We start from the raw sequence: 24,822 nt of genomic DNA, 5'->3' as shown, positions 1-24,822 counted from the left end.
TCGTAATTAAGAATTATCGTCTTTTCTGGGTGAATATTGACGTTGATAACATTTGTGCGCCTGGTAAAAACTGTTGGCCGACAAGCCTAACAAAATTAATCCACCGATTATTGCTGGAACATTTTCGTGATAAAAATAAAACATGGCCAGGGCAGCTAATAACTCAGCAGTGCCAATTACTTTTAATAACACAACATTTTCCGTCCGTTTCACCATGTTCCATCTCCGCTTCGTTGCAAAATTTTGACTATAGCATTAACACTTATTGTTTGTAAGGACATTATCTTGTTTGAAAATGCTGGATGCTGTACTTGGTCAAGTATGGGAAAATAATGCGCTTTCTCATTTAACTATCAAGGTATCACTTTTGCCAGCCAACCTGCTTCAGCCTGTCTTGCCTGTATCAGCCAAAGATCAACTTCGTGCCGGACAATTATACGGTAGTGCACAGGGATTATTGTTAGCAAAAGCAGCTCAGCAACATGACGGCCCATTATTGGTGGTGACTGATGATGTGGCGAGTGCTCATCGCCTGGAATTGGAAATCCGCTTTTATCTGGGTAATGCCGAATTACCAATATTGCATTTTCCGGATTGGGAAACGCTGCCTTATGACAGTTTTTCGCCACATCAGGATATTGTTTCCGAACGACTGCAGACATTGCATCATTTACCCGATTTTAATCATGGCATTTTACTGGTCCCGATTGCTACCCTGATGCAACGCATTGCGCCCCGATCGTTTCTCGATGGCAATCATCTTGAGCTGAAAATCGGCGATCAGTTTGATATCGAACAATGGCGCCTCAAACTGGAAAAATCCGGGTATCGTAATGTGGCGCAGGTTATCGAACACGGTGAGTTTGCGGTTCGCGGTGCGATTATAGATTTATTTCCAATGGGTAGTCGTCAGCCTTATCGTATTGATTTGTTTGATGACGAGATCGACACCCTGCGTACTTTTGATCCGGAAACCCAGCGATCTATCGATAATATTGATCAGATCCAGTTATTACCGGCACGCGAATTTCCGGTGAATGACGACAGCATTGCTTTATTCCGTAAACAGTTCCGGCAGTTTTTTGATGGCGACCCGCAACGCAGTCTGATTTATCGCGAAGTCAGTGCCGGTAATATGCCGGGCGGTATCGAGTTTTATTTGCCGTTGTTTTTCGAGCAAACCGCCCGACTCACCGATTACCTGCCCGATAACACACTGTTAGTGCAGCTCAATGATACCTTCCATGCCGCAGAACAGTTCTGGCAGGAAATCCAAATCCGTTACCGCCAGCATAGTGTTGATCCGGAAAGACCCTTATTACCGCCGATCAATGTGTTTGTGCCTGTTGAAGAGTTATTCAGTCAGTTCAAGCAATGGCAACGGCTGCAATGTCAGAATTTTGAATTAGATGGCTCAGCCGGTAATAGCAACTATGCCACGGTAATACCGCCATCTTTACCGCTCAACTCCAAACAAGATCGTCCTTGCGAAGCGCTGCATCAATTTATTGATAAATTCGCTGGGCGAATTTTAATCGCCGCCGAATCCGCTGGCCGCCGTGAAACGCTGCTGGATCTGCTGCGTAAAAACCAGCTGCAGCCGAAAGTTGTCGACAACTGGGATGCATTTATTAATGATATCGCGCCGCTGTGTATTACCGTGGCACCGCTCGAACAGGGCTTGCTGCTACAGATTGAAAATATTGCGGTTGTTGCTGAAACCCAGCTGTTTGGCCAACAGGTTATGCAACGCCGTCGTCGCAGCCGTAAAAAGCGGGATTCCGATGCCATTATTCGTAACCTTGCCGAACTCACGATTGGTGATGCGGTAGTCCATGAAGATCATGGTGTAGGCAGATATCTGGGGTTGCAGACACTTGATGTCGGCGATGTAGCGACCGAATACGTAACACTCGAATATGCCAAAGGTGACAAATTGTATGTGCCGGTGGCTTCGCTGGATTTAATCAGCCGTTACTCCGGCTCTGCCCCGGAACTGGCTCCATTACACCAACTTGGCACCACCCAATGGGAAAAAGCCCGCCGTCGTGCTGCCGAAAAAGTACGTGATGTGGCGGCAGAATTACTGGATATCTATGCCAAACGCGCGGCTAATAAAAAACCGCCGATGCAGTCGCCAGATGAACAATATGAAGCTTTCTCGGCCGCCTTCCCGTTTGAAACCACGCCGGATCAACAGGATGCGATTGATGCCGTGATTGCCGATATGCAATCGGAAACGCCTATGGATCGTTTGGTGTGTGGTGACGTTGGTTTCGGTAAAACTGAAGTCGCCATGCGTGCGGCATTCCTGGCTGTTCAATCTGGCAAACAGGTATTGGTGTTGGTGCCGACTACCCTGCTTGCTCAGCAACATTATGAAAACTTCAAAGATCGCTTTGCTGATTGGCCGATCCGGGTTGAAGTTTTGTCACGCTTCCGTAGCAAGAAACAATTGGATGATGTCAAATCGGCGATCACTGAAGGGACGGCTGATATCGTGATTGGTACACATAAACTATTGCAGCAGGATATCGATCCAAAGCGGCTGGGTTTGTTTGTGCTCGATGAAGAACACCGTTTTGGCGTCACCCAGAAAGAACAACTGAAAAAATACCGTGCCCAGATCGATGTATTAACGCTTACCGCCACGCCGATTCCCCGCACCCTGAATATGTCGATTTCCGGCATTCGTGATTTATCGATTATTGCCACTGCCCCGGCACGCCGTTTAGCCATTAAAACCTTTGTATTGCAATGGAATGCCGACAAAATCCGTGAAGGTATGCTGCGTGAAATCAAACGTGGCGGTCAGGTGTATTTCCTGCATAACAAAGTGGAAGACATTGATCGGGTAGCACGCGAACTCGAAACCTTAATGCCGGAAGCGCGTATTGCCGTGGCGCACGGGCAAATGCGAGAACGAGAGCTGGAACAGGTCATGCTCGACTTTTACCATCAGCGTTTTAATGTGCTGGTCTGCACCACCATTATTGAAACCGGTATCGATGTGCCGACCGCCAACACCATCTTTATTGATAGAGCCGATAAATTAGGTCTGGCCCAGCTTTATCAAATCCGCGGTCGTGTGGGCCGTTCGCATCACCGTGCCTATGCTTATCTGATCACACCACCGCAACAGGCCATGACAGCCGATGCGATTAAACGTCTTGAAGCGATTGAGTCGATTGAAGATTTAGGTGCGGGCTTTACCCTGGCGACGCACGATATGGAAATTCGGGGTGCCGGTGAGTTACTGGGTGATGAACAAAGCGGCCAGATGCAGGAAATCGGCTTTACCTTATATAACGAACTGCTGGAACGCGCGGTCAATGCGTTGAAATCCGGCAAAACGCCGGATCTGGATAATATGGCTCGCCATACAGTGGAAATCGATCTGCATGTCCCGGCATTGATTCCGTCAGATTATCTGCCCGATGTGCATACCCGTCTGGTGTTATATAAACGCATTGCTGCCGCCGCAGACAAGGAAGCCTTGCGTGAACTGCAGGTGGAAATGATTGATCGCTTTGGTTTGTTACCTGAACCGGTGCAAACCCTGTTTGCCGTCCATGAGTTACGTCTTAAAGCTAAAACCATCGGCATTCGTAAGATTGATGTTTATGACCAAGGTGGTCGCTTATTGTTTGATAAAGAACCTCAGGTGGAACCGATGACCATCATCCAGCTGATTCAAAAACAACCTTCCCGTTTCAAACTGGATGGTCAGGATAAATTACGTTTTACCGATAACATGCCGGATGCCGAAAGCCGCATTCTGGCGATTGATTCACTGCTGGATAATCTGCTCAAGCCGGCCGCCTGATGCAACAGGATCGTAATTTTGACGATTTGGCTGAGCGTTTTAATGCGCGTATTTATGACACCCTCAAAGGTCAGTTGCGGCTGGATATTCTCAAACAGGATCTGCATCAGTTTACCCAGACAACATCCCTAAACGTTTGGGATGCCGGTTGTGGCGCCGGACAAATCAGTTTGTGGCTGGCTGGCTTTGGTCATCAAATGACCTTATGTGATATTTCTGGAAAACTGTTGGCGCAGGCACAACAACATTTTGCTGAAGCCAAGTTGCAGGCCCGTTTTCATCACACCTCCATTCAAATGTTATCCCCGCAGTTAAACAACTTCGATTTGGTGATTTGCCATGCGGTAGTGGAATGGCTGGCAAGTCCCCTGGAGACCCTGAAACAGGTAATGGATCGCGTTAAAACAGGTGGTTATCTGTCACTGATGTTTTACAACCGCAACGCCATGGTCTACAAAAATGTCATTCGCGGTGGCTGGAGACTGGAACCAATCCTCAATGATCGCTATATTGGTATCGGAAATAAGCTCAGTCCGCCCTTTCCACAATATCCAAATGAAATAATTCAGTTTTTACAAAATAATGGTTTTGAAATTATTCAGCACAGTGGAATTCGTGTGTTCAGCGATTATTTGAACTCTGAGAGCCGAAACCAGACAAATGAACAGGAATTACTGGCATTAGAGCACCAATATTGCCGTATGCCAACCTACCGTGACATGGGACGTTACGTACATTTACTGATTGAGAAAAAATCTCCGGATTAGTAAGGATTACTTCATAATATGCAGTTCTATCAATTTTACCATGATAAAAGCGTTTTGACGTTATAGTCCGTTTAAAGATTTAGGAAAAACATGTTCAAACATAAACTACCACTCATCATATTAGTATCAAGCCTGTTCACCACAGCTTGTATTCAAAACGAGACTCGTCCCAGTGTTTCTAACGAACAGTTAAAATCAGCTTTAAGCGACAGTGAATCCAGATTAGAAACGCAGTTCCGTCAACAATGCCAGAAAATCATTGATAACCAGAACAAGCACCAGGCTGGACTGCAATCGTTTTCCAAAGAGCAGCAAATTACCCGTAAACAGTTAGATGAGATTAATGAACAGGTCGTTCAGCTTAATGAAAAACTCGCCCAACGCGCAGTAGTTCAAGCAGCACAAACTGTTCAGCCTATTGATTCCCAGAGCTGTCCTCCCCCGGCACCAATGACTCTCAACGATAAATTAGTGTTGGGGCAAACCGAATGGCTATGGATTGAAGCCGTGAATCGTGTATTCCCCGCGCGTGTAGATACCGGAGCCACTACGTCATCATTAACTGCACAGGATATCGTAACCCTGGAACGGGATGGTCAGAAATGGGCTCGCTTTACCATCGTTCCGGAGGAAGGCAGTGATAACAGCTATGAAGTGGAAGCGCCAATAGCCAGAACGGCCAATATCCGCCAATCGTCCACAAACGAAATTGATAAACGTCCCGTCGTCAGACTGACCATTCGTATTGGAAATATGACTGATACGGCAGAATTCACCTTGACCGACCGATCGCATATGAGCTATCCGATTCTGCTGGGTCGTGAATTTTTAAAAGATATCGCTGTAGTGGATGTTGCGAAGAAAAATGTTCAGCCTAAACCTGAGTTACTGAAAGATCGCGCATCAGCCATACCCAAAAAAGCCAAACAGGCCAACCCAAAAGCAACAGACGAAGAGTAAGGATCCATCATGGCATCACGTACGCCTTTTTATATTCTGGTCAGTCTGCTGTTTCTTGCTGGCACAGCGCTAACCTTACACCGGCATATTGCATTTGATATCCCATGGTTCCCGGGAGAGCAGCGTCAAACCTGGTCGATTGAAGCTAAAGTAGATTTTGAAGCCAGCGGCGATCCGGTGACAGCACGATTAGCCATTCCTAATACCCAGCCGGGCTTTACCCAGCTCAATCAACAGACAGCCAGCCCTGGCTTTGGATTGTCTTTTGTTGATCGCACTGGTGGAACCTATGCAGAATGGTCGAAAAGAGAAGCCAATGGCAATCAATCGCTTTATTACAAAGTCGATATGCTGGTCGATCCGTTTGCTATTCCACCGGACCAGGAACCGGTTACCAATGTACAACCTAATGTCGAAAAAGAGCCTTATGCGACGGCAGCGCAGATGATTCTGGAGCGTGCCACTGAACGTTCTTCTTCAAACTACACATTAGCCCGCGAACTGATTCATGAATTTAATAACCAGCAACAAACCGCTGAACTGCTTGCGCAGATCAAACCCAAAACCGTCTGGATTGCACAATTGCTTCAGGAAGCCGGTGTTCCAGCCAGACGTATTCATGCGTTAGAACTTGAAGATGGCCGCCGCCGGCAGTCGTTGATTGAATATATTCAGGTATTTGACGGCAATGATTACGAGATTTTTAACCCGGAAACCGGGGTACAGGGTCAGGCAGAAAATATGCTGCTCTGGCAATACCATTCCGGTCCGGTACTGGAAGTGGTTGGCGCCACCAATGCTCAAGTCACTTTTTCGATGATTTCGCAGGAACAACCATTCAATATAGCCCTGAATCAAAAGTTTGCTGATAACGAATGGCTGAATTTTTCACTCTATACCTTGCCTCTTGAGGAACAAGCCATTTTTAAAGGCATTTTGTTGATCCCGGTAGGTGTATTGATTGTTGTGTTGATGCGTATTCTGGTGGGTATTAAAACTTCAGGCACCTTCATGCCGGTATTGATTGCCATGGCGTTTATCCAAACCAGTTTACTGACCGGCTTGATCGGCTTTTTACTGATTGTCGGTGTGGGTTTGATGATCCGATCCTACTTGTCCTATCTCAACTTGTTACTGGTCGCCCGAATATCCGCGGTCATTATTATGGTTATTGGTATGATCGCCATCTTCTCAATCATCGCTTATAAATTTGGTTTAACCGAAGGCATGAAGATCACTTTCTTCCCGATGATTATCCTCGCGTGGACCATCGAACGTATGTCGATCCTGTGGGAAGAAGAAGGCGCCAAGGAAGTTATGATTCAAGGCGGTGGCTCATTACTGGTCGCCATCCTCGCTTACCTTGCCATGAACCTCGATTGGGTACGCCATTTAACGTTTAACTTTATGGGCATTCAGTTAATTCTGATGGCACTGACGTTAGTTGCGGGCAGCTATACTGGCTATCGATTACTGGAATTAAAACGCTTTAAGCCCCTGACCAAGCTGAATAACCAATGAACGCACCAGCTGAAAAAAAAATGGGTTGGTTTGAAACCCTGCGAGAACGCTATGCCCATCCCAGTGCGCTCAGCAAAATCGGGGTATTGGGGATGAATCGCCGTAACGTTTCCTATATCAGTCGCTACAATCCACGGCATCTGTTCCCGCTGGTTGATGACAAATTGCAAACCAAAGAACTGGCATTAGAAGCTGGTGTGAAAGTCCCTGATTTAATTGGTGTTATCAGTGAGCAACACGCTGTAAAAGATTTAAGCCAGATTCTGCAAAACTGCGAAAGTGGCTTTTGTATTAAACCGGCTCATGGTTCCGGTGGAAAAGGCATAATGGTTATCACTCGTCAGAGCGAAGAAGGTTACCGTAAATCCAACGGCCAGTTTGCCACCATTAGCGATCTGGAACGGCATGTTAGTAATATTCTGGCAGGTTTGTTTTCTCTGGGCGGCCGGGCCGACGTCGCGATTATTGAAGATTTGATCCACTTTGATGATTGCTTTAGTGGTTTCAGCTATGAGGGCGTGCCTGATACGCGGGTAATTGTCTTTCGCGGTTTCCCAGTAATGGCAATGATGCGGCTATCAACCGCTGACTCAAACGGCAAAGCCAATTTACATCAGGGTGCTGTTGGCGTAGGTCTTGATATTGGTGATGGACATGCGTTGCGTGCGGTACAGTTCGATAAACCGATTCTGTTACATCCGGATACCGGTTTGAATATGATGACGCTGAAAGTACCGCATTGGGAAGAAGTGTTAAATCTTGCCGTATCGTGTTATGAAATGTCGGGACTGGGATATCTGGGTACTGACATTGTACTGGACCGTTTTAAAGGCCCTATGTTACTGGAATTAAATGCCCGTCCGGGTCTTACCATCCAGATTGCCAATGGCAAAGGCTTATTGCCACGCCTTCGACAAATAGAGAGTCTCAGTCACAAGAAAAGAATGAGCGTTGCTGATCGCGTCGCTTATGCAAGGGAACACTTTACTGATCGTCACTGATTTAACAGGAGTCCGAAAAGATGGCTAATCAAACTAAATCAACTGCACTGATTCTGGGTGGGGCATTATTTCTGGGGTTAACCTTGCTGGGCTTCCAACTCGGTAAAGCATTGATTGATTTTAAACAGCTGGAACGCAGTGTCACCGTTAAAGGGTTATCTGAACGTGACTATCCTGCCGATGTGGTGATTTGGCCGATCCAGTTCATCGAAGCCAACAATGATCTGCCCGAATTGTACAAAGTGGTAGAAGATAACAGCAATAAAGTACGCGAGTTTCTGCGTCAGCGTGGCATCAATGAAGCTGAAATCACTTTTAACTCACCCAGTATTATCGATAAATCAGCTCAACAATATGGTGGCGGTCCGCGGGCAGAGTTTCGCTATACGGCAAACCAAACCATAACGGTTTATTCAGAAAATATTGAAGCCGTTCGTCAGGCAATGACAGCCTTGGCCGATCTGGGCAAACAAGGTCTGGTACTGGCTGGTGATAACTATATGGCACAGACTGAATATCTGTTTACCCGGCTTAATGAAATCAAGCCGGAAATGATTGAAGAAGCCACTGAAAATGCCCGCGAAGTCGCCGAGAAATTCGCACAGGATTCGGACAGTGATTTGGGCAAGATCCGCAGGGCTTCTCAAGGACAGTTCAGTATCACCGCCCGTGACAAAAACAATCCACATATAAAGAAAGTTCGGGTGGTTTCTACTGTGGAATACTACTTGTCAGATTAAGCGTGGCTGGCGAATCTCCAATTAAAGGGCGAGGAACCGCGACTCAAATAGATGGACGTTATAACACTTTTCAACGTGAAAATGTCGAGGATGGCTGGTTTCAGGAACCTGATAATCCCCCTAAAACCACGGTGCAAATTGAAACACCGAAAACCATCATTACCCGCAATCAATCCCCCGATCTGCCATTTAGCCAATCCATTAACCCCTATCGTGGCTGTGAACATGGCTGTATCTATTGTTATGCCCGTCCCTCCCACGCCTATTTAGGACTCTCCCCGGGTCTGGACTTTGAAACCAGACTGACGGCAAAACCCGATGCTGCAAAATTATTAAAAAAAGAGTTAGCCGCGAAAAATTATCAATGTTCGCCAATATCACTGGGCGCGAATACCGATCCCTACCAACCGATAGAGCGTGACTATCAAATCACCCGACAAATTCTGCAGGTTCTTAATGAAACCCGGCATCCCTGTCATATCGTGACCAAGTCGGCCATGGTGGAACGTGATATCGATATTCTGCAACAAATGGCATCACAGGATTTAGTACGGGTCCATCTTTCCATTACCACATTGGATCCGGCCTTATCGCGGGTGATGGAACCCAGAGCCAGTGCACCTAAACGTCGCTTGCAAACTATTCAAACCTTGCGTGCAGCAGGCATTCCAGTCACCGTATTGATTGCGCCAGTGATTCCGGTATTAACGGATGCCGAACTGGAGGATATTGTCAAAGCCGTCACGCGGGCGGGCGCATTGGATGTCAATTACATTCTGCTTAGATTACCACTGGAAGTCAGCCCGCTATTTGAAAAATGGCTGCAGACTTACCGCCCTAATCAGGCTCAACATATTCTTAACCGCATTCATGATTTACGCGGTGGTAAAAATAATGATCCCCGTTTTAGTCATCGGCTTCGTGGTGAAGGTATTTTTGCTGATCTATTAGAACAACGGTTTCGAAATATTCACAAAAGAACGCAACTTGAATGCTCCATAACGCCATTACGATGTGATTTGTTTCAGGCTCCAGGCAGCCAAATGCGTTTGTTTTAATACTAAAATTCTGTGTACAAGAAATCTGGGTTTATCACCTGAGGTCCGCTTTTCCTAATCAATTACAGAAAATTCCTGATTCTATAAGTCAAACGAGTATTCATAATGCGGCTTTGACATAAAAATCACGTGCCATGCTGGATGATGCGCATGTTTTCAAATTATTCAGGAATATTCAGTGACTATCAAAAACAGGCTTCAACTCGGTTTTGGCATCGTCTTGGGATTAATGGTGTTGATTGCCATTATTGGTGTAAATGAGGTCAGCAAAATTGATCGGACCATGAGTAAAATCAATGAAGTCGATAGTGTCAAACAACGCGCAGCGATTAACTTTCGTGGCAGCGTACATGATCGTGCGATTTCCATACGGGATGTGGTACTCAGTGAAAACAGCGTTGAGCGACAGCAGCATTTGCAAGATATTGAACGTCTGGAACAATTTTATGCAGAGTCAGCCATCAACCTTGAAGCCATGACCAGTAATCCACAGCAATTTACCACCCAGGAAAAAACGCTGTTAGACAATATAAAAACTATTGAACAACAAACGCTGACCCACACCGCTGAGACCATCAGACTGATTAATCAGGGCAGAAATGCTGATGCCCGAGATTATCTGCTGCAAAACACTTCTCCGGCTTACACTCAGTGGTTAGCTGCCGTAAATCAGTTTATCGATTATCAGGAAGTAACCATCAGCGATCAGGTTGACTATATTCGGCAGCAAACGGGTGGTTTTATGGCGTTGATGATTACCGTCACTTTGATTGCCATCATCATTGCCATTTTTGTCAGCTATCGCCTGATTGGTCGTCTCTATTCAACCATAGGTGGTGAGCCAGATTCGGCAGCTCAGTTAATCAGAGTATTTGCCTCAGGTGACCTGACTCAACAGGCTCAAACACGTTTTCCCAGAAGTATTGTCGGCGCATTGAGCACCATGTCCAGCGAACTATCGCAGATTATGAAAGCCATCAGTTCTTCGGCAGGCCAGGTATCGGATGCGGCCAAGGTGATGAATACCACCTCAGCAGAGAATCAAAGTTTAGTTATCGATCAAAAACAACAAACGTTGGATGGTGCCAATGCCATCAGTGAAATTTCGACTTCTGTACAGGAAATTGCGCGTCTGACCAGTGAGGCCGCGATGCAGGCACAAACGGCTGATAAAGAAACCATTAATGGTAATCAGGAAGTGTCGAAAACACTTGCCAGCATCGCAGAGCTGGCCACCAAAGTGGAGGAAGCCGCCCGTGTCATTGATGAATTGTCTGAGGACAGCAAAAAGATTGGTACCGTAGTCCAGGTCATTGCTGACATTACCGAACAAACCAATCTACTGGCATTAAATGCGGCGATTGAAGCCGCCCGTGCCGGTGAGCATGGCCGGGGCTTTGCCGTCGTTGCCGACGAAGTGCGTGGCTTAGCCAGTCGAACTAAAGAGTCAACATTAAATATTAAAGACTTAATCGAAAAAACCCAAAGCCGTACTTTAATTGCCGTAAAAGTTATGGAAGAAGGCCGAAACAAAGCGCATCAATGTGTGACGCAAGCAGAGCATGCCGGGGAATCATTAGCCGTTATCAGTCGTTCAGTCACGGCCATCAATGATATGAATGCCCAGATTGCCAGTGTGGCCGAGCAACAATCGGCGGTGGCTGAAGAAATTAACAATAACTTCCGCAGGATTACCGATGTTTCTGACAAAGCCGAAGCCGGTTCACAGTCGATCTCATCACTCAGTACTGAACTGAATCAATTGGCAGAAATGCTGCAACAATCCATCAGTAAATTTAAAACGGCCAGTTAGCTCTGACCATACCAAAGCCGCTCAAGTTGAGCGGCTTTTTCGCTGGTTTTACCGCAATTGTATGGTCTTACCCTCTTTTACCGACTGCAAAGCCGCTACTATGGCTTGGCAGTTTGCCCGTGCATCCTTCAGGCTGAGTAACGGATCGGTGTTGTTCAGTACACAATTGGAAAAGTGCTCGATTTCATTCACAAACTGGTCAGATGCCGGCACTTCTACCGTTTCATGTTGCCCGGCTTCGGTCCACCAGGAAATAACGGCTTTTTCATCTGCCGATTGCCAGGTGGTATGACAGGTGACGCCGCCAAGTGTGCCAATGATTTCATAAACACTGCGACGGGCGTGTTCAAAACTCATTTCAAACTGGGCAAAGCGACCATCACCATAATCAAAAATGCCGGTTAAACTAAGGTCCGCGCCATGTTCATTCAGTTTAGCCACCGCGGTAACTGCTTTGGGTTCATCTTCAAACCATAATCTGGCGGTATGAACAGCATAGGGGCCGATATCCCACATCGCCCCACCACCGTTTTCAATCGGCCGGTTTACCCGATATAAACGTGCCGGTTTCATTGGAAACGCAAAACGGGTACTGACAGTTCTGACTTCGCCGATCACACCGGACTCAATGATTTCCCGAACTGCATCATGCTGTGGATGAAAGCGATACATAAAGCCTTCCATGACTTTAACGCCCTTCTCTTTTGCCGCTTGCGTGATGGCATCAATATCTTCAACCGTTAACGCCATCGGTTTTTCAATTAATAGATGTTTACCATTGGCTATCGCTTTTAAGGCCCATTCAGCATGTTCTTCATTGGCCATTGGCAAATGGATAACATCAATATCGGGATGGGTTAATAAGCTTTCTGGATCATCCAGCGCCTGAATAGCACTATTCTGTGGTGCCAGTTTTGCCAAAACCTCTGCCGCAGCACCTGTACGACGACTGGCAACAGCAATTAACTGCGCGTTATTGGCTTCAATAATGGCGGGAATTAATTTTTCGGTGACTCGTGCTGCGCCGAGGATACCCCAGTTAAGAATCGTTTTTTCTGCTGCCATTTTTTTCTCCACTAAATCTCAATGTGTTGCTCATCATAACGATTAAAGTGAACAGCACCAAACTTGAAAGTCCCTGCATTAATCAGTGTTTTTATCTGCTGACAGATAGCTTATGCTTATCAGTCAGTTTGTTAAATTCATCTAAGAGGACCGTGTTATGACGATTGAAGTTGGACAACAGATACCAGACGGCAAACTCACCGAATGTGTGGAGTTTGATCCTCAGAATGGCTGCCCGATGAATCCTTCACCGATGGATGTGCGTGAAATGGCGAAAGGCAAAACCATTGTACTGTTTACTGTACCGGGTGCATTTACTCCGCTCTGTTCTTCTCAACATTTACCTGGTTTTGTCGAACATGCTGATGCACTGAAAGCCGCCGGCGCAGATGAGATCTGGTGTTTGGCAGTCAATGATGCATTTGTTATGGCGGCATGGGGGCGTGAACAAAAAGCCAATGGTAAAGTACGCATGATGGCAGATGGCAGTGCTGAATACACCAAGGCATTAGGTCTGGATCGTGATTTAACCGGTGGTGGAATGGGGGTTCGTGCATTCCGGGCTGCGATGATCATTACCGACGGCGAAGTGAAATATATTGGTGTTGAGGGTTCCGGTGAGTTTGGTAAATCCAAAGCCGAAACCATTCTCGAAGAATTAAAAAAATAATCGTACGCGAGTTTATTATCTTTATGGAAGGGGCAGGTTTCTCACTGCCCCATTTATTCAGGCCTGCAATAGCTTGACCCCGTCAGCTGACCCGACCAGTACTGCTTTGGCAATATCAGCAAAAATACCATGCTCAACTACACCGGGCATAACCGTTAATAAGGCATTTATCTGCGCCGTTTCCAATCCGGAAAACTGCATATCCAGAATCAGATTTCCCGCCGCACTGTAAGCCACGTTATCACCTGCTGCGTTCAGTCTTAAACTGCCTTTCGCCTGCAATTTCGCCAGGCGATTCAGCACCAGCGAGGCGGCATTGGGCATCACTTCAATCGGAATAGGATTTTTATCGCCAATCTGCTTGACCATCTTGCTGTCATCTACCAGGACATAAAAAGCGGTGGCATGACTGGCTAATAGCTTTTCACAAACCAGATCCTGACCACGTCCCTTTAATAAAACCATGTCTATAGTCACTTCATCCGCCCCATCCACATACATATCCAGATGGGTTAAATGCTCAATAGATAACACGTTCAGACCAGCTTGTTGTGCTTTAACCCGGCTGATAACCGAACTGGCAACCACCTGGATATCCAGTTGCTGCTCTTGTTGCCGAAGAGCCAGTTCATCAATAAAAAGGTTCGCGGTTGACCCTGTACCTAACCCCACAATCATGCCGTTATCGACAATTTCAGCAGCTTTAATCGCCACCTGTTGCTTGGGATTCGGCGGATTTGCCTCAGTAGTATTGGTCATTGACAAACTCCTTGAATGTTTTGGCAAAATAGTCGTTTCAGCTTAGCATGGTTAAACTGTCTGCTCACCTTTCATGGAGAAAAACATGGCCCAACTCAATGAAATCATCCAGCAAATTGAAAGTGTCACCGGACTCAGCTGCCAACCAAATCAACTCTCCACGGTCGGTGGTGGCTGCATCAATACTGCCTATCAACTGAAAACGCCGAACAAACAATTTTTTATCAAGGTTAATCGTCCAGATCTACTGGAGATGTTTGAGGCAGAGGCCCAGGGATTGCAGGAAATGGCGGCTCTTAATGCCGTGCGCGTACCGGAGGTAATCTGTTTTGGCACAGCAGATGGCCACAGTTATCTGGTATTGGAATATATAACATTAGGCAGTATGCGCGGTGGAGCCAATGGCAGACTCGGTGAGCAACTGGCAATGTTACACCAGCACCCACAACCGTATTTTGGCTGGCATATGGATAACACCATTGGCAGTACACCACAGTTGAATGATCGTTCTGACAATTGGGTAGAATTCTGGCAGCAGCAACGGTTAGGTAAACAACTGGAATTTGCTGCTCGCAATGGTTTTAGAGGCAGTCTGCAAAAAAACGGCGAACGGCTCATTGACGAATTACCGGCCTTCTTTACCGATTATCAGCCCCAAGCCTCGTTATTACATGGTGACCTGTGGGGAGGCAATGCTGCCGGGGATGAGCAGGGTAATCCGGTGATATTTGATCCCGCCTGTTATTACGGCGATGCCGAAACCGATTTGGCGATGACAGAACTGTTCGGCGGCTTTGGCGGTGATTTCCATGCAGCCTACCGTCATGTTCGTCCGGTCGATCCGGGCTACAGTACACGCAAAACTCTTTACAACCTATATCATATTATCAATCATCTTAATCTGTTTGGCGGCGGCTATCTCGGTCAGGCCGATGCCATGATTTCACAACTATTGGCCGAGCTACGGAGCTAGCTAAGAATGAGTCAAATCAAAGTGTTATTTGTCTGCATGGGCAATATATGTCGTTCCCCTACCGCTGAGGGTGTTTTTATCAGTCTATTAAAAGAAAGAGGCACCAGTGAAAAGTTTCTGGTGGACTCGGCCGGAACGCATGCCTACCATGTCGGTGAACCGCCTGATGCACGTGCTCAGCATACCGCGAAACAGCGTGGTATCGATTTATCCTTTATCAGAGCCCGTAAGTTTCGCCATGAAGACTTTGGGCATTTTGATCATATTCTGGCAATGGATCAGGACAATCTGGATATTCTGCAGCAAGCCTGCCCTGTCGAATATCAACACAAAGTTAAGTTGTTTCTTGATTATGCCGATGGCCGTGACGAAACGGATGTACCGGATCCCTACTACGGTGGGGAAAATGGCTTTAATCATGTATTTGATTTAGTCACTGATGCTGCTGAAGGTTTCTATAAAACTGTTCTGGGACCTAAATAGGTCTATTTTTCTGTCACAACGGAAGCAGGCAGGTAATATCGACAGGCACCTAAAATAACGGTTGTCATTCCTGAGATGAGGGGTATCATCTAGGCTTTTTTGATCCCCATCTCAGGAAGCAACTATGCCCATATCAGGCCTATCCAAGTCTTTTTCTGGCTGGTCACTATTTGTCTTGATCGCATTTTTCTCTCCGGAAATCTGGGCAGCAGAGAATGTGGCATTACTTGATCTCACTCGCCACTGGGTAGGTTTTGCAGCTTTAGCCATATTCTTCCTTGCTTATGCATTAGTCATTGCCGAAGAGCAAATACACATGCGCAAGTCCAAGCCGGTCATTGTGGCAGCCGGTCTGATTTGGGGCCTCATTGCGTTTATGTACGCCCAGCAAACTGATCCGGTATTTCACGAAACTGCCGGCATTATGATTCGTCACAACCTGCTGGAATATGCTGAGTTATTTTTATTCCTGCTGGCTGCAATGACCTACATTAACACCATGGGCGAACGTGGCATCTTTGATGCCATTCGGGCCTGGTTGGTCAATAAAGGCTTTACGTTAAGAACCATTTTCTGGCTGACCGGTTTAATGGCGTTTTTCATCTCGCCAGTCGCAGACAACCTCACTACAGCGTTATTGATGGCCACTGTGGTAATGGCTGTCGCCGGTAATAATCATAAATTTATTGCTGTCGCCTGTATCAATATTGTTGTCGCAGCCAATGCTGGTGGGGCTTTCAGTCCGTTTGGTGATATCACAACTTTGATGGTCTGGCAGAAAGGTGTACTGGCATTTCATGAGTTTTTCGCGTTGTTTGTTCCTTCACTGGTCAACTGGTTAATACCGGCCGTTTTATTATCACTGGCAATCAAAAATGTCGCTTCAATTCCGATGCACGAATATGCCCCGCTTAAATCCGGAGCTCGGGTTGTCGTCGGTTTATTTATTCTGACAATTGCGATGGCCGCCAGCAGTCATCACTTTCTGCACTTACCACCTGTGTTAGGCATGATGACGGGCCTTGGTTTACTTAAACTTCACGGATATGTTTTGAAAATGCGTGACAAACGCCTGCTCGATAAACGCGAGAATGATGGACAGACTGCATTTAATATCCAGGATGAAACCCAGCAGAAAGTGCCGTTCAACATTTTCGACCAATTGCAACGCGCGGAATGGGACACCCTAATGTTTTTCTACGGCATTATTTTGTGTGTGGGGGGATTAGGCACCATTGGTTATTTGAGCGTGGGATCTGAGTTTTTATACGGTCAGTTAGGCGCGACCACTGCCAATATCCTGGTTGGCCTGATTTCCGCAGTTATCGATAACATTCCTGTCATGTTTGCTGTGTTATCAATGATGCCTGACATGAGTCATGGACAATGGCTACTGGCGACCTTAACGGCAGGCGTGGGTGGTTCATTACTCTCTATCGGCTCAGCTGCCGGTGTCGCTGTAATGGGGCAAGCCCGTGGTATTTATACCTTTGTTGCTCATTTGAAATGGATTTGGGCCATTGCACTTGGCTACATCGCCAGTATCTGGGTACATCTCTGGCTGAATGCTGATTTATTTTCCATTGCATTGCCGTAGGGTCTGTTTATTTTTTTAAGGGTCATCATTACCACAGAAGATGACAGATCAACAGGCCCAAACAACTTGAAATAGCGAAAACGGCCCCGAAGTATTACAATTGCCGATTATTTTTTTGAACACAAATCAGGGTGATAATGCGTTACAACACAGATGATTTACGCATCGTTGGTATTCAGGAAGTTTTGCCTCCAGCGCAATTGCATGAACAATTACCCATCTCGGATGCGGCATCTGAAACTGTGTTTAATGCACGTACAGCCTGTCAGGACATCTTGCATCAGCGTGATGATCGGCTGATAGTCATTATCGGACCCTGCTCCATCCATGACCCAAATGCAGCACGTGACTATGCCAGTCGTTTACAACCGTTAATCAGAGAGCTGGCTGATGATCTGCATATCATTATGCGCGTCTATTTTGAAAAACCGCGTTCGGTCGTCGGCTGGAAGGGTTTGATTAATGACCCCTACCTGGACGGTAGTTTCAAAATCAATGACGGGCTGCATATTGCCAGAAAATTGTTGCTGGATCTGGCTGAAATGGGGGTTCCGGCAGCAACTGAATATCTGGACCTGATCAGTCCGCAATACATCGCCGATTTAATCTCCTGGGGCGCAATCGGTGCACGCACCACAGAAAGTCAGGCGCATCGTGAACTGGCGTCCGGTTTGTCCTGCCCGGTCGGTTTCAAAAACGCAACTGATGGTGGTTTGCAGATTGCCGTCGATGCCTGCCTGTCTGCTTCTAAACCGCATCATTTCATGTCACTGACCAAAAATGGGCATTCTGCAATTTTTTCCACCACCGGTAATCCGGATTGTCATGTGATTCTGCGTGGAGGCAAAAAGCCTAATTACGATAAAACCAGTATTGATGAAGCGGCTGAAGTCATTGGTCGTAGCGGCCAATCCGTTCGTATTATGGTGGATTGCAGTCATGCCAACAGTGGCAAGGATCACTTGCAACAGGAAGTGGTTGGCCGTCTGTTGGCTGAGCAAATTGCTGCAGGTGACAAACGCATTATCGGTTTGATGCTGGAAAGTAATCTGGTTGCTGGCAGACAGAATGTCGAAGCCGATAAAGAACTGGTTTACGGTCAAAGTATCACTGACGCATGCATGGCCTGGGAAAACAGCGAACCGTTATTACGTGACTTGGCTGCAGCCGTCAGACAGCGCCGCGAGACTTCGTCCACCGTCTGATAAAGCGTTATGGAATTTCCGACCATTCCCATAGTCAGATTGCCAACTCGTTGCAATGATACGAGACCCAGTTAAACGAAATGAACATCCAGTAGCGGTGGTGATATAAACTCAACAGGCCCTAAGACCTTCACCACCAAGCCTTAACCTCTATCGCAACGCTACATAAAAAGCGTTATTAAGCTATAATATTCGGTTCATAATTTGTATTTGGATCAGTTTTAAGCGCTAATTTAACTGAATTCCTGAGAAAATCAGTAGGTTATTACATGGCTGACTATGCCCTAATTTTGATAAGCACCATTCTGGTGAACAACATTGTGCTGGTGAAATTCCTCGGCCTGTGTCCGTTCATGGGTGTTTCTCGCAAGCTGGAAACGGCCATGGGCATGGCGCTGGCAACTACCTTTGTATTGACCTTATCTTCTATCAGCAGCTATCTGATCAACGAATACCTGCTGTCTCCACTGGGCCTGGAATTCCTGCGCACCATCAGCTTTATTTTTGTCATTGCCGTGGTCGTACAATTCACCGAAATGGTGGTGCATAAAACCAGTCCTTTGCTTTATCAGGTGCTTGGCATTTTTCTGCCATTAATCACCACCAACTGTGCTGTACTGGGTGTTGCCTTATTGAACGTGCAGGAAAAACACGGCTTTCTTGAATCAGCTTTATACGGTTTTGGTGCTGCTGTTGGCTTCTCGATGGTGTTAATCATTTTTGCCGGAATGCGTGAGCGCCTGGCGGCGGCTGATGTGCCAGTTCCCTTTCAGGGCGCTGCGATTGGCTTGATAACTGCCGGACTGATGTCGATGGCCTTTATGGGCTTTGCCGGGTTGGTTAAGGTCTAAGTTATGTTAACAGCCATTATCGCCATCACGCTGCTCGCGTTGATTCTCGGACTTGTGCTCGGATTTGCTTCCATCCGTTTCAAAGTCGAGGGTGATCCGATTGTCGATCAAATCGATAAAATACTGCCGCAAACACAATGCGGCCAATGCAGTTTTGCCGGTTGCCGACCTTATGCAGAAGCCATTGCGGCCGGAGAAGTCGATATTAACCGTTGCCCCCCCGGCGGCGAAACCACTATTCAGGCTTTGGCCGATTTACTTGATGTAGAACCCAAACCGCTGGATGAAGAATGCGGCGTTGAAAAACCTAAAATGCTGGCCGTCATTGATGAAGACCGTTGCATTGGTTGCACGTTGTGTATTCAAGCCTGTCCGGTAGATGCCATTCTCGGCGCCGCCAAACATATGCATACCGTCATTGCTGATGAATGTACTGGCTGTGAATTATGCGTTGAACCTTGTCCGGTAGATTGTATTGATATGGTCGAAACACAGCCGAATCCGCATACGTGGCGCTGGCCGGATCCGTCACATGTTGATTTGCAACGGAGAACCGGATCATGAGTGCGCCGTTAAGTGATTTCCCCGGCGGCCTCAAACTGCCAGGGCATAAAAAACGTTCCACTCAGGGACCGATTCGAAAAACACCGCTCAGCAAACAATTGGTGTTGCCTTTACAGCAACATATCGGTGCTGCAGCAGTACCGATTGTTGATGTTGGTGAAAAAGTACTTAAGGGACAACGTATTGCACGTGCTGAAGGTCATGTATCGGTATGCCTGCACGCCCCAAGTTCCGGAGTGATAACCGCTATCGGTGATCATGCAATACCTCATCCATCCGGTCTTTCAGCCCCCTGCATTACCATCGAAACCGATGGTGAAGATCAATGGGTTGAGCGCCAGCAGATAGCGGATTTCCGTCAGCATTCAGCCCATGAATTACGCCAAATCATTCGTGACGCCGGCATTGTCGGTTTAGGTGGCGCAGGTTTTCCCAGCTTTATCAAACTCAATCCGGGTGTTCATCACACTGTTGAAACCCTGTTAATTAACGGTGCTGAGTGCGAACCCTATATCACCTGTGATGACATGCTGATGCGCGAACGCGCAGAAGGCATTCTTGATGGTGTTGAGATCATGTTATTTGCTTTGCGGGCCGCGCGTTGCATTCTGGCAATTGAAGATAACAAACCTGAAGCCATTGCGGCGATGCGCTTCGCGCTCTCTGCCAGAACTCATCTGACACAGACCGAGATTGTCGTGGTACCGACACGTTATCCAACCGGTGGTGAAAAACAGTTAATCCAGGTTGTCACCGGCAAACAGGTACCCACTAATAAATTACCGATTGATATCGGCATTGTCTGTCACAACCCGGGCACCGCCTATGCCGTGGGCCGGGCCATTTTGCATGGTGAGCCATTAATATCAAGGGTGGTCACGGTTACGGGTACCGATGTGACGCATGCCGGTAACTTTGAAACCTTGTTTGGCACGCCGATCAAAGACTTACTGGAGTTTTGTGAGACAAGGCGTCAACCTGATGAACCCTTTATTCAGGGTGGTCCGATGATGGGGTACAGCCTGGCCGGTGACGATTTACCAATCACCAAAACCGCCAACTGTATTCTGGTAGGAGTAGACGATGTCGCGCCACCGGCACAGCCATTACCGTGTATTCGTTGTGGTGATTGTGCCGATGTCTGTCCTGCCAGTTTATTGCCTCAACAGCTTTACTGGTATTCACGTGCCAAGGATTTTGACCAAACCCGTGATTACAACTTATTTGATTGTATCGAATGTGGTTGCTGCGATTATGTTTGCCCCAGCAAAATTCCGCTGGTTTCCTATTTTCGTTTTGCCAAAACAGAAATCATGAATCAGGAACGTGAGCGGCATAAATCCGATCTTGCGCGTGAACGCCATGAAAGCCGTCTGGCGCGTCTCGAGCGTGAGCAGCAGGAAAAAGAAGAACGTCAGCGCCAGCGTAAGGCAGCATTGGCAGCCTCCAAAGCGGCAAAAGCCAAGGAAGAAGAATCGACCAAAACATCAGAATCTGCAGATTCGGTCACTGAGGAAAAAGCCTGATGCCTATTTTTCGGCTGAGCCCACCGTTTCTTGCTGGCGCAAACCGCGTCACATTGCAAATGCTGCAAGTGATTATTGCATTAATCCCGGCAGTCATCGCCATGACTTACTTTTTTGGTCCGGGAGTTTTGATTAATGTAGCGCTGGCCGTGTTAGTGGCATTAATCACTGAAGCAGTGATGCTGAAACTGCGTGACCGTCCATTAAAGCCTTTTCTGAGTGATGGCAGTGCTGCCGTTACAGCCGTATTGCTGGCTTTAGCAATCCCCCCTCTCTCACCCTGGTGGATGACCGTTATCGGGGTGACCTTTGCCATCGTGTTTGCCAAGCATTTGTATGGTGGTCTGGGCTATAACCCGTTCAATCCCGCCATGGTCGGTTATGTTTTGCTATTGATTTCTTTTCCTCTGGAAATGACGACCTGGTTGCCTGTGCAATCAATGGCGGAGCAGCCGATGGGTTGGATGAGCGCACTGCAATTGATTTTCACCGGTCAGTTTAATGGTCTGGGTATTGATGCCTATTCCGGTGCAACTCCGCTTGATGCCATGAAAACGCAAATTGTACTGCAACAACATCCAGAGTTTATCAGTAGCCAGCCACTGTTCGGTATGGCCGGTGGCCTGGGATGGGAATGGATCAATATCTGGTTTGCCCTGGGTGGTATCTGGCTGATTTATCGTAAAATTATCAGCTGGCATGTGCCGGTCGCGATGCTTCTGGCGTTGCTGATAATCAGCAGTATCACCACCCTGATTGATCCGACTGTTTCCGGTTCACCACTGTTTCATTTGTTAAGTGGCGGCACCATGCTGGGGGCATTCTTCATTGCCACTGATCCGGTCTCAGGTTCCACTACATTAAAAGGCCGTATCGTGTTTGGTGCCGGAGTCGGAATTCTGACCTATGTGATTCGTATCTGGGGTGGCTATCCGGATGGCGTGGCATTTGCCGTTATTCTGATGAATATGTTGGTGCCATTGATTGATTATTACACGCAGCCACGGATCTATGGTGGTGCAGCACGATGAAAGCATTATGGAATCAACCAGCTTTTCGGGTTGGCCTGATGCTGGCTCTGTTTGCGATTGTAGCGACCACTTTGGTGGCCTTTACTGAAGAAAGTACTCGCACTCAGATTAAAGAAAATGAACGTCTGGCGTTACTGGAAGCCATAAATACTCTGGTGCCCAAACAGGCTTATGACAATGCTATTCTGAATGACACAATTGTACTGCCACCTACCCCGCAATTAGGGACTGAAGAACCCACAACGGTGTTCCGTGCAAGAAAAAATAATGAACCGGTGGCGGCCGTATTAACCAGTGTGGCACCAGATGGTTACAGTGGCAGTATCAAAATTCTGATAGCTGTTTATGCCGATGGCAATCTGTCAGGTGTGCGGGTTATCAGCCATAAAGAAACACCGGGGCTTGGTGATAAGATTGATGCTCAGCGCGATGACTGGATCCTGCAATTTGCTGGTCTGTCGCTATCTTCACCGGACAAATCACGCTGGAAAGTTAAAAAAGATGGCGGTGATTTTGATCAATTTACCGGGGCAACGATTACTGCACGAGCAGTGGTCAATGCCATCAAACGAACATTGGAATTTTTTGAAGCCAATCAGGATAAGCTGTTTATCCCTGCAGAGGAAAACACATGACAATCTACAATCAGATTATTAAAGAAGGTCTGTGGAAAAATAATCCCGCGTTAGTGCAATTGTTAGGTTTGTGTCCTTTACTGGCGGTCACTAATACCCTGATTAATGGGCTTGGGCTTGGGCTGGCGACTATTCTGACCCTGGTTGCGTCTAACGGCATTATTTCCATGTTGCGCCATCAGATTCCTGATGAAGCGCGGTTACCGGTATTTGTATTGATCATTGCTTCGATTGTGACCGCTATCGAATTATCAATGAATGCCTGGTTTCATGAACTGTATCTGATCCTTGGCATCTTCATTCCGTTAATCGTCACCAACTGTTCAATCATTGCCCGTGCTGAAGCCTTTGCAGCGCGAAATCCGGTCACCCCTTCGTTATTGGATGGTCTGATGATGGGTATTGGTTTTACCGCCGTGCTGGTCCTGCTGGGCGGAATGCGTGAATTAATTGGTCAGGGCACCTTGCTGAGCCAGGCACATCTGATGTTTGGTGAAGCTGCGCGTGGTCTGGAAATCACTGTAATTGATGATTACCGTGGCTTTCTTATCGCCATTTTGCCACCGGGTGCCTTTATCGGTCTGGGACTCATCGTGGCACTGAAAAATGTCATCGATGCCCGTGTTGCCAATCGTGCAGTGAAAGTGGAAGTTGAAGCGCTGACACCGCAAACCACGACAGGTTAACGATGAATCAAACGCAGCGGCAACAGTTTTTCAGCAGACTGCGCGCTCACAATCCGGCGCCAACAACCGAGTTGAATTACAACTCACCGTTTGAATTGCTGATCGCCGTGATTCTCTCCGCTCAGGCAACTGATGTCGGTGTTAACAAAGCCACCGACAAGCTGTATCCGGTGGCGAATACACCACAGACGATTCTCGATTTAGGTATTGCTGGACTGAAAAGCTATATCAAAACCATCGGCCTGTTTAACAGCAAAGCCGAAAACGTTATCAAAACCTGCCAGCAGCTAATCGACAAACATAATGGTCAAGTTCCAGATAATCGGGAAGCGCTGGAAGCCCTGCCTGGTGTCGGTCGTAAAACCGCCAATGTTATTCTCAATACCGTTTTCAAGCACCCCGTTATGGCGGTGGATACGCATATTTTCCGCCTGGCGAATCGCACCGGTCTGGCTAAAGGTAAAAATGTCCGTGAAGTCGAAGATCGCTTGATGAAAGTGATCCCCAACGAATTCAAACTGGATGCACATCACTGGCTGATCCTGCATGGCCGTTACGTTTGTACCGCCAGAAAACCGCATTGCGATCAATGTATTGTGACCGACCTGTGCGATGAATTTCGTCGCATGCAAACCACCTCCAGGAAAACCGCCTGATGGCAGTTTTCAGTCAGGATCGTGATGCACTGCGCCAGCAATATCATGATGTCTGGCAAAAAATGCAATCCGGTCAAATACTCAGTGCTTTGGAACAAATGATTGCAGATGTCATTGTTTTGCATCCTGAATACCACCAGTTACTCTCCTCCCCGATTCAATCAGGCCAGGAGTATTTTGTGGAAAACGGTGAGACCAATCCCTATCTGCATATGGGCCTGCATATCGCGGTGCATGAACAGATTTCCACCGATCGCCCGGCTGGTATTGTGATCGCTCATCAAAAATTAATGGCTAAAACGGCTGACCCACACGCTGCAGAGCATTTAATGATTGATTGTCTGGCTGAGCAACTTTGGCTGGCTCAGCAGCAACAGCAACCACCCTCAGAAACCGCCTATCTCAGAGCCCTTAAACATTTAGCGGAGAAGTAAA

Annotated in this window: 24 protein-coding genes; 21 read left to right on the top strand and 3 right to left on the bottom strand. The window is 47.1% G+C overall.

Annotated elements, in window-relative coordinates; genetic code table 11:
• Nucleotides 1-6 precede the first annotated feature (6 nt).
• Entirely contained in the window at nucleotides 7-216 is a 210-nt protein-coding gene (locus B2337_RS05035; protein ID WP_069295918.1) for a hypothetical protein, read from the bottom strand.
• 79 nt (nucleotides 217-295) lie between these two features.
• Here B2337_RS05035 and mfd point away from each other — a divergent pair, with 79 nt between their 5' ends.
• The 8 genes from mfd (at nucleotide 296) to B2337_RS04995 (ending at nucleotide 11,686) form a co-directional block, all read left to right on the top strand.
• Nucleotides 296-3,826 (top strand): transcription-repair coupling factor, encoded by a 3,531-nt coding sequence (gene mfd / locus B2337_RS05030; protein ID WP_292414339.1) that lies wholly within the window; start codon nucleotides 296-298, stop codon nucleotides 3,824-3,826.
• On the top strand, nucleotides 3,826-4,593 hold the full coding sequence (locus B2337_RS05025) for a methyltransferase domain-containing protein (protein ID WP_292362570.1): 768 nt from the start codon (nucleotides 3,826-3,828) through the stop codon (nucleotides 4,591-4,593). Before mfd ends, B2337_RS05025 begins: the two co-directional genes overlap by 1 nt.
• A 90-nt stretch (nucleotides 4,594-4,683) precedes the next feature.
• Nucleotides 4,684-5,553 carry an ATP-dependent zinc protease gene (locus B2337_RS05020; RefSeq protein ID WP_292362569.1) on the top strand — a complete coding sequence of 290 codons (870 nt, stop codon included), beginning with the start codon at nucleotides 4,684-4,686 and terminating at the stop codon, nucleotides 5,551-5,553.
• 9 nt (nucleotides 5,554-5,562) lie between these two features.
• The gene (locus tag B2337_RS05015) at nucleotides 5,563-7,074 is read left to right on the top strand and encodes an inactive transglutaminase family protein (protein ID WP_292414276.1); all 1,512 of its coding nucleotides are present in this window, start codon (nucleotides 5,563-5,565) and stop codon (nucleotides 7,072-7,074) included.
• Nucleotides 7,071-8,075: an alpha-L-glutamate ligase-like protein gene (locus B2337_RS05010; RefSeq protein WP_292362567.1), complete on the top strand. Its 1,005-nt coding sequence runs from the start codon at nucleotides 7,071-7,073 to the stop codon at nucleotides 8,073-8,075. The genes B2337_RS05015 and B2337_RS05010 overlap by 4 nt, the downstream gene beginning before the upstream one ends.
• 20 nt (nucleotides 8,076-8,095) lie before the next feature.
• Complete coding sequence (locus tag B2337_RS05005) at nucleotides 8,096-8,815, top strand: SIMPL domain-containing protein (protein ID WP_292362566.1); 720 nt, start codon at nucleotides 8,096-8,098, stop codon at nucleotides 8,813-8,815.
• Between the two features lie 2 nt (nucleotides 8,816-8,817).
• Nucleotides 8,818-9,873: a PA0069 family radical SAM protein gene (locus B2337_RS05000; RefSeq protein WP_292362565.1), complete on the top strand. Its 1,056-nt coding sequence runs from the start codon at nucleotides 8,818-8,820 to the stop codon at nucleotides 9,871-9,873.
• Nucleotides 9,874-10,051: 178 nt separating this feature from the next.
• Nucleotides 10,052-11,686 carry a methyl-accepting chemotaxis protein gene (locus B2337_RS04995; RefSeq protein WP_292362564.1) on the top strand — a complete coding sequence of 545 codons (1,635 nt, stop codon included), beginning with the start codon at nucleotides 10,052-10,054 and terminating at the stop codon, nucleotides 11,684-11,686.
• Nucleotides 11,687-11,734: 48 nt separating this feature from the next.
• Here the strand turns inward: B2337_RS04995 and B2337_RS04990 are convergent, their stop codons facing one another.
• Entirely contained in the window at nucleotides 11,735-12,751 is a 1,017-nt protein-coding gene (locus B2337_RS04990; protein ID WP_292362563.1) for a Gfo/Idh/MocA family protein, read from the bottom strand.
• Between the two features lie 157 nt (nucleotides 12,752-12,908).
• On the opposite strand from B2337_RS04990, the gene B2337_RS04985 reads away from it, so the two are divergent.
• Entirely contained in the window at nucleotides 12,909-13,421 is a 513-nt protein-coding gene (locus B2337_RS04985) for a peroxiredoxin (RefSeq protein ID WP_292362562.1), read from the top strand.
• 57 nt (nucleotides 13,422-13,478) lie between these two features.
• Here the strand turns inward: B2337_RS04985 and rpiA are convergent, their stop codons facing one another.
• Nucleotides 13,479-14,180, bottom strand: a complete 702-nt coding sequence (gene rpiA / locus B2337_RS04980; protein ID WP_292414277.1) for a ribose-5-phosphate isomerase RpiA — start codon at nucleotides 14,178-14,180, stop codon at nucleotides 13,479-13,481.
• Nucleotides 14,181-14,265: 85 nt separating this feature from the next.
• Here rpiA and B2337_RS04975 point away from each other — a divergent pair, with 85 nt between their 5' ends.
• The 12 genes from B2337_RS04975 to B2337_RS04920 all read left to right on the top strand — a co-directional run bounded on the left by B2337_RS04975 (nucleotide 14,266) and on the right by B2337_RS04920 (nucleotide 24,821).
• A complete protein-coding gene (locus tag B2337_RS04975) occupies nucleotides 14,266-15,153 on the top strand; it encodes a fructosamine kinase family protein (RefSeq protein WP_292414278.1) in 888 nt (295 codons plus the stop codon).
• 6 nt (nucleotides 15,154-15,159) lie between these two features.
• Nucleotides 15,160-15,636: a low molecular weight protein-tyrosine-phosphatase gene (locus B2337_RS04970; RefSeq protein WP_292362559.1), complete on the top strand. Its 477-nt coding sequence runs from the start codon at nucleotides 15,160-15,162 to the stop codon at nucleotides 15,634-15,636.
• Nucleotides 15,637-15,760: 124 nt separating this feature from the next.
• Entirely contained in the window at nucleotides 15,761-17,233 is a 1,473-nt protein-coding gene (gene nhaD, locus B2337_RS04965) for a sodium:proton antiporter NhaD (RefSeq protein ID WP_292362558.1), read from the top strand.
• Nucleotides 17,234-17,370: 137 nt separating this feature from the next.
• Nucleotides 17,371-18,438, top strand: coding sequence for a 3-deoxy-7-phosphoheptulonate synthase (locus B2337_RS04960; protein ID WP_292362557.1), 1,068 nt, complete (start codon nucleotides 17,371-17,373; stop codon nucleotides 18,436-18,438).
• Nucleotides 18,439-18,707: 269 nt separating this feature from the next.
• Entirely contained in the window at nucleotides 18,708-19,289 is a 582-nt protein-coding gene (gene rsxA / locus B2337_RS04955; protein ID WP_292362556.1) for an electron transport complex subunit RsxA, read from the top strand.
• Between the two features lie 3 nt (nucleotides 19,290-19,292).
• A complete protein-coding gene (gene rsxB, locus B2337_RS04950; protein ID WP_292362555.1) occupies nucleotides 19,293-19,853 on the top strand; it encodes an electron transport complex subunit RsxB in 561 nt (186 codons plus the stop codon).
• A complete protein-coding gene (gene rsxC / locus B2337_RS04945; protein ID WP_292414279.1) occupies nucleotides 19,850-21,379 on the top strand; it encodes an electron transport complex subunit RsxC in 1,530 nt (509 codons plus the stop codon). The genes rsxB and rsxC overlap by 4 nt, the downstream gene beginning before the upstream one ends.
• Nucleotides 21,379-22,410 (top strand): electron transport complex subunit RsxD, encoded by a 1,032-nt coding sequence (gene rsxD, locus B2337_RS04940; protein WP_292414281.1) that lies wholly within the window; start codon nucleotides 21,379-21,381, stop codon nucleotides 22,408-22,410. The genes rsxC and rsxD overlap by 1 nt, the downstream gene beginning before the upstream one ends.
• Nucleotides 22,407-23,045: an electron transport complex subunit RsxG gene (rsxG, locus tag B2337_RS04935; protein WP_292414282.1), complete on the top strand. Its 639-nt coding sequence runs from the start codon at nucleotides 22,407-22,409 to the stop codon at nucleotides 23,043-23,045. Before rsxD ends, rsxG begins: the two co-directional genes overlap by 4 nt.
• Nucleotides 23,042-23,731, top strand: a complete 690-nt coding sequence (locus B2337_RS04930) for an electron transport complex subunit E (protein WP_292362551.1) — start codon at nucleotides 23,042-23,044, stop codon at nucleotides 23,729-23,731. The genes rsxG and B2337_RS04930 overlap by 4 nt, the downstream gene beginning before the upstream one ends.
• 2 nt (nucleotides 23,732-23,733) lie before the next feature.
• On the top strand, nucleotides 23,734-24,387 hold the full coding sequence (gene nth / locus B2337_RS04925; protein WP_292414283.1) for an endonuclease III: 654 nt from the start codon (nucleotides 23,734-23,736) through the stop codon (nucleotides 24,385-24,387).
• Complete coding sequence (locus B2337_RS04920) at nucleotides 24,387-24,821, top strand: DUF1841 family protein (protein WP_292362549.1); 435 nt, start codon at nucleotides 24,387-24,389, stop codon at nucleotides 24,819-24,821. The genes nth and B2337_RS04920 overlap by 1 nt, the downstream gene beginning before the upstream one ends.
• The last annotated feature ends 1 nt before the right edge of the window (nucleotide 24,822 follow it).

The organism is Methylophaga sp. UBA3192 (assembly GCA_002363955.1).
Lineage (GTDB): Bacteria > Pseudomonadota > Gammaproteobacteria > Nitrosococcales > Methylophagaceae > Methylophaga.
Note: the sequence above shows the minus strand (reverse complement) of the source record. Positions and strands in the feature narration are given on the sequence as shown.

Excerpts from the sequence above, each read along its gene's own strand:
- B2337_RS05035 (WP_069295918.1), bottom strand. The coding sequence starts at position 216 with ATGGTGAAACGGACGGAAAATGTTGTGTTATTAAAAGTAATTGGCACT.
- mfd (WP_292414339.1), top strand. The coding sequence starts at position 296 with ATGCTGGATGCTGTACTTGGTCAAGTATGGGAAAATAATGCGCTTTCT.
- B2337_RS05025 (WP_292362570.1), top strand. The coding sequence starts at position 3,826 with ATGCAACAGGATCGTAATTTTGACGATTTGGCTGAGCGTTTTAATGCG.
- B2337_RS05020 (WP_292362569.1), top strand. The coding sequence starts at position 4,684 with ATGTTCAAACATAAACTACCACTCATCATATTAGTATCAAGCCTGTTC.
- B2337_RS05015 (WP_292414276.1), top strand. The coding sequence starts at position 5,563 with ATGGCATCACGTACGCCTTTTTATATTCTGGTCAGTCTGCTGTTTCTT.
- B2337_RS05010 (WP_292362567.1), top strand. The coding sequence starts at position 7,071 with ATGAACGCACCAGCTGAAAAAAAAATGGGTTGGTTTGAAACCCTGCGA.
- B2337_RS05005 (WP_292362566.1), top strand. The coding sequence starts at position 8,096 with ATGGCTAATCAAACTAAATCAACTGCACTGATTCTGGGTGGGGCATTA.
- B2337_RS04990 (WP_292362563.1), bottom strand. The coding sequence starts at position 12,751 with ATGGCAGCAGAAAAAACGATTCTTAACTGGGGTATCCTCGGCGCAGCA.
- B2337_RS04985 (WP_292362562.1), top strand. The coding sequence starts at position 12,909 with ATGACGATTGAAGTTGGACAACAGATACCAGACGGCAAACTCACCGAA.
- rpiA (WP_292414277.1), bottom strand. The coding sequence starts at position 14,180 with ATGACCAATACTACTGAGGCAAATCCGCCGAATCCCAAGCAACAGGTG.
- B2337_RS04975 (WP_292414278.1), top strand. The coding sequence starts at position 14,266 with ATGGCCCAACTCAATGAAATCATCCAGCAAATTGAAAGTGTCACCGGA.
- B2337_RS04970 (WP_292362559.1), top strand. The coding sequence starts at position 15,160 with ATGAGTCAAATCAAAGTGTTATTTGTCTGCATGGGCAATATATGTCGT.
- nhaD (WP_292362558.1), top strand. The coding sequence starts at position 15,761 with ATGCCCATATCAGGCCTATCCAAGTCTTTTTCTGGCTGGTCACTATTT.
- B2337_RS04960 (WP_292362557.1), top strand. The coding sequence starts at position 17,371 with ATGCGTTACAACACAGATGATTTACGCATCGTTGGTATTCAGGAAGTT.
- rsxA (WP_292362556.1), top strand. The coding sequence starts at position 18,708 with ATGGCTGACTATGCCCTAATTTTGATAAGCACCATTCTGGTGAACAAC.
- rsxB (WP_292362555.1), top strand. The coding sequence starts at position 19,293 with ATGTTAACAGCCATTATCGCCATCACGCTGCTCGCGTTGATTCTCGGA.
- rsxC (WP_292414279.1), top strand. The coding sequence starts at position 19,850 with ATGAGTGCGCCGTTAAGTGATTTCCCCGGCGGCCTCAAACTGCCAGGG.
- rsxD (WP_292414281.1), top strand. The coding sequence starts at position 21,379 with ATGCCTATTTTTCGGCTGAGCCCACCGTTTCTTGCTGGCGCAAACCGC.
- rsxG (WP_292414282.1), top strand. The coding sequence starts at position 22,407 with ATGAAAGCATTATGGAATCAACCAGCTTTTCGGGTTGGCCTGATGCTG.
- B2337_RS04930 (WP_292362551.1), top strand. The coding sequence starts at position 23,042 with ATGACAATCTACAATCAGATTATTAAAGAAGGTCTGTGGAAAAATAAT.
- nth (WP_292414283.1), top strand. The coding sequence starts at position 23,734 with ATGAATCAAACGCAGCGGCAACAGTTTTTCAGCAGACTGCGCGCTCAC.
- B2337_RS04920 (WP_292362549.1), top strand. The coding sequence starts at position 24,387 with ATGGCAGTTTTCAGTCAGGATCGTGATGCACTGCGCCAGCAATATCAT.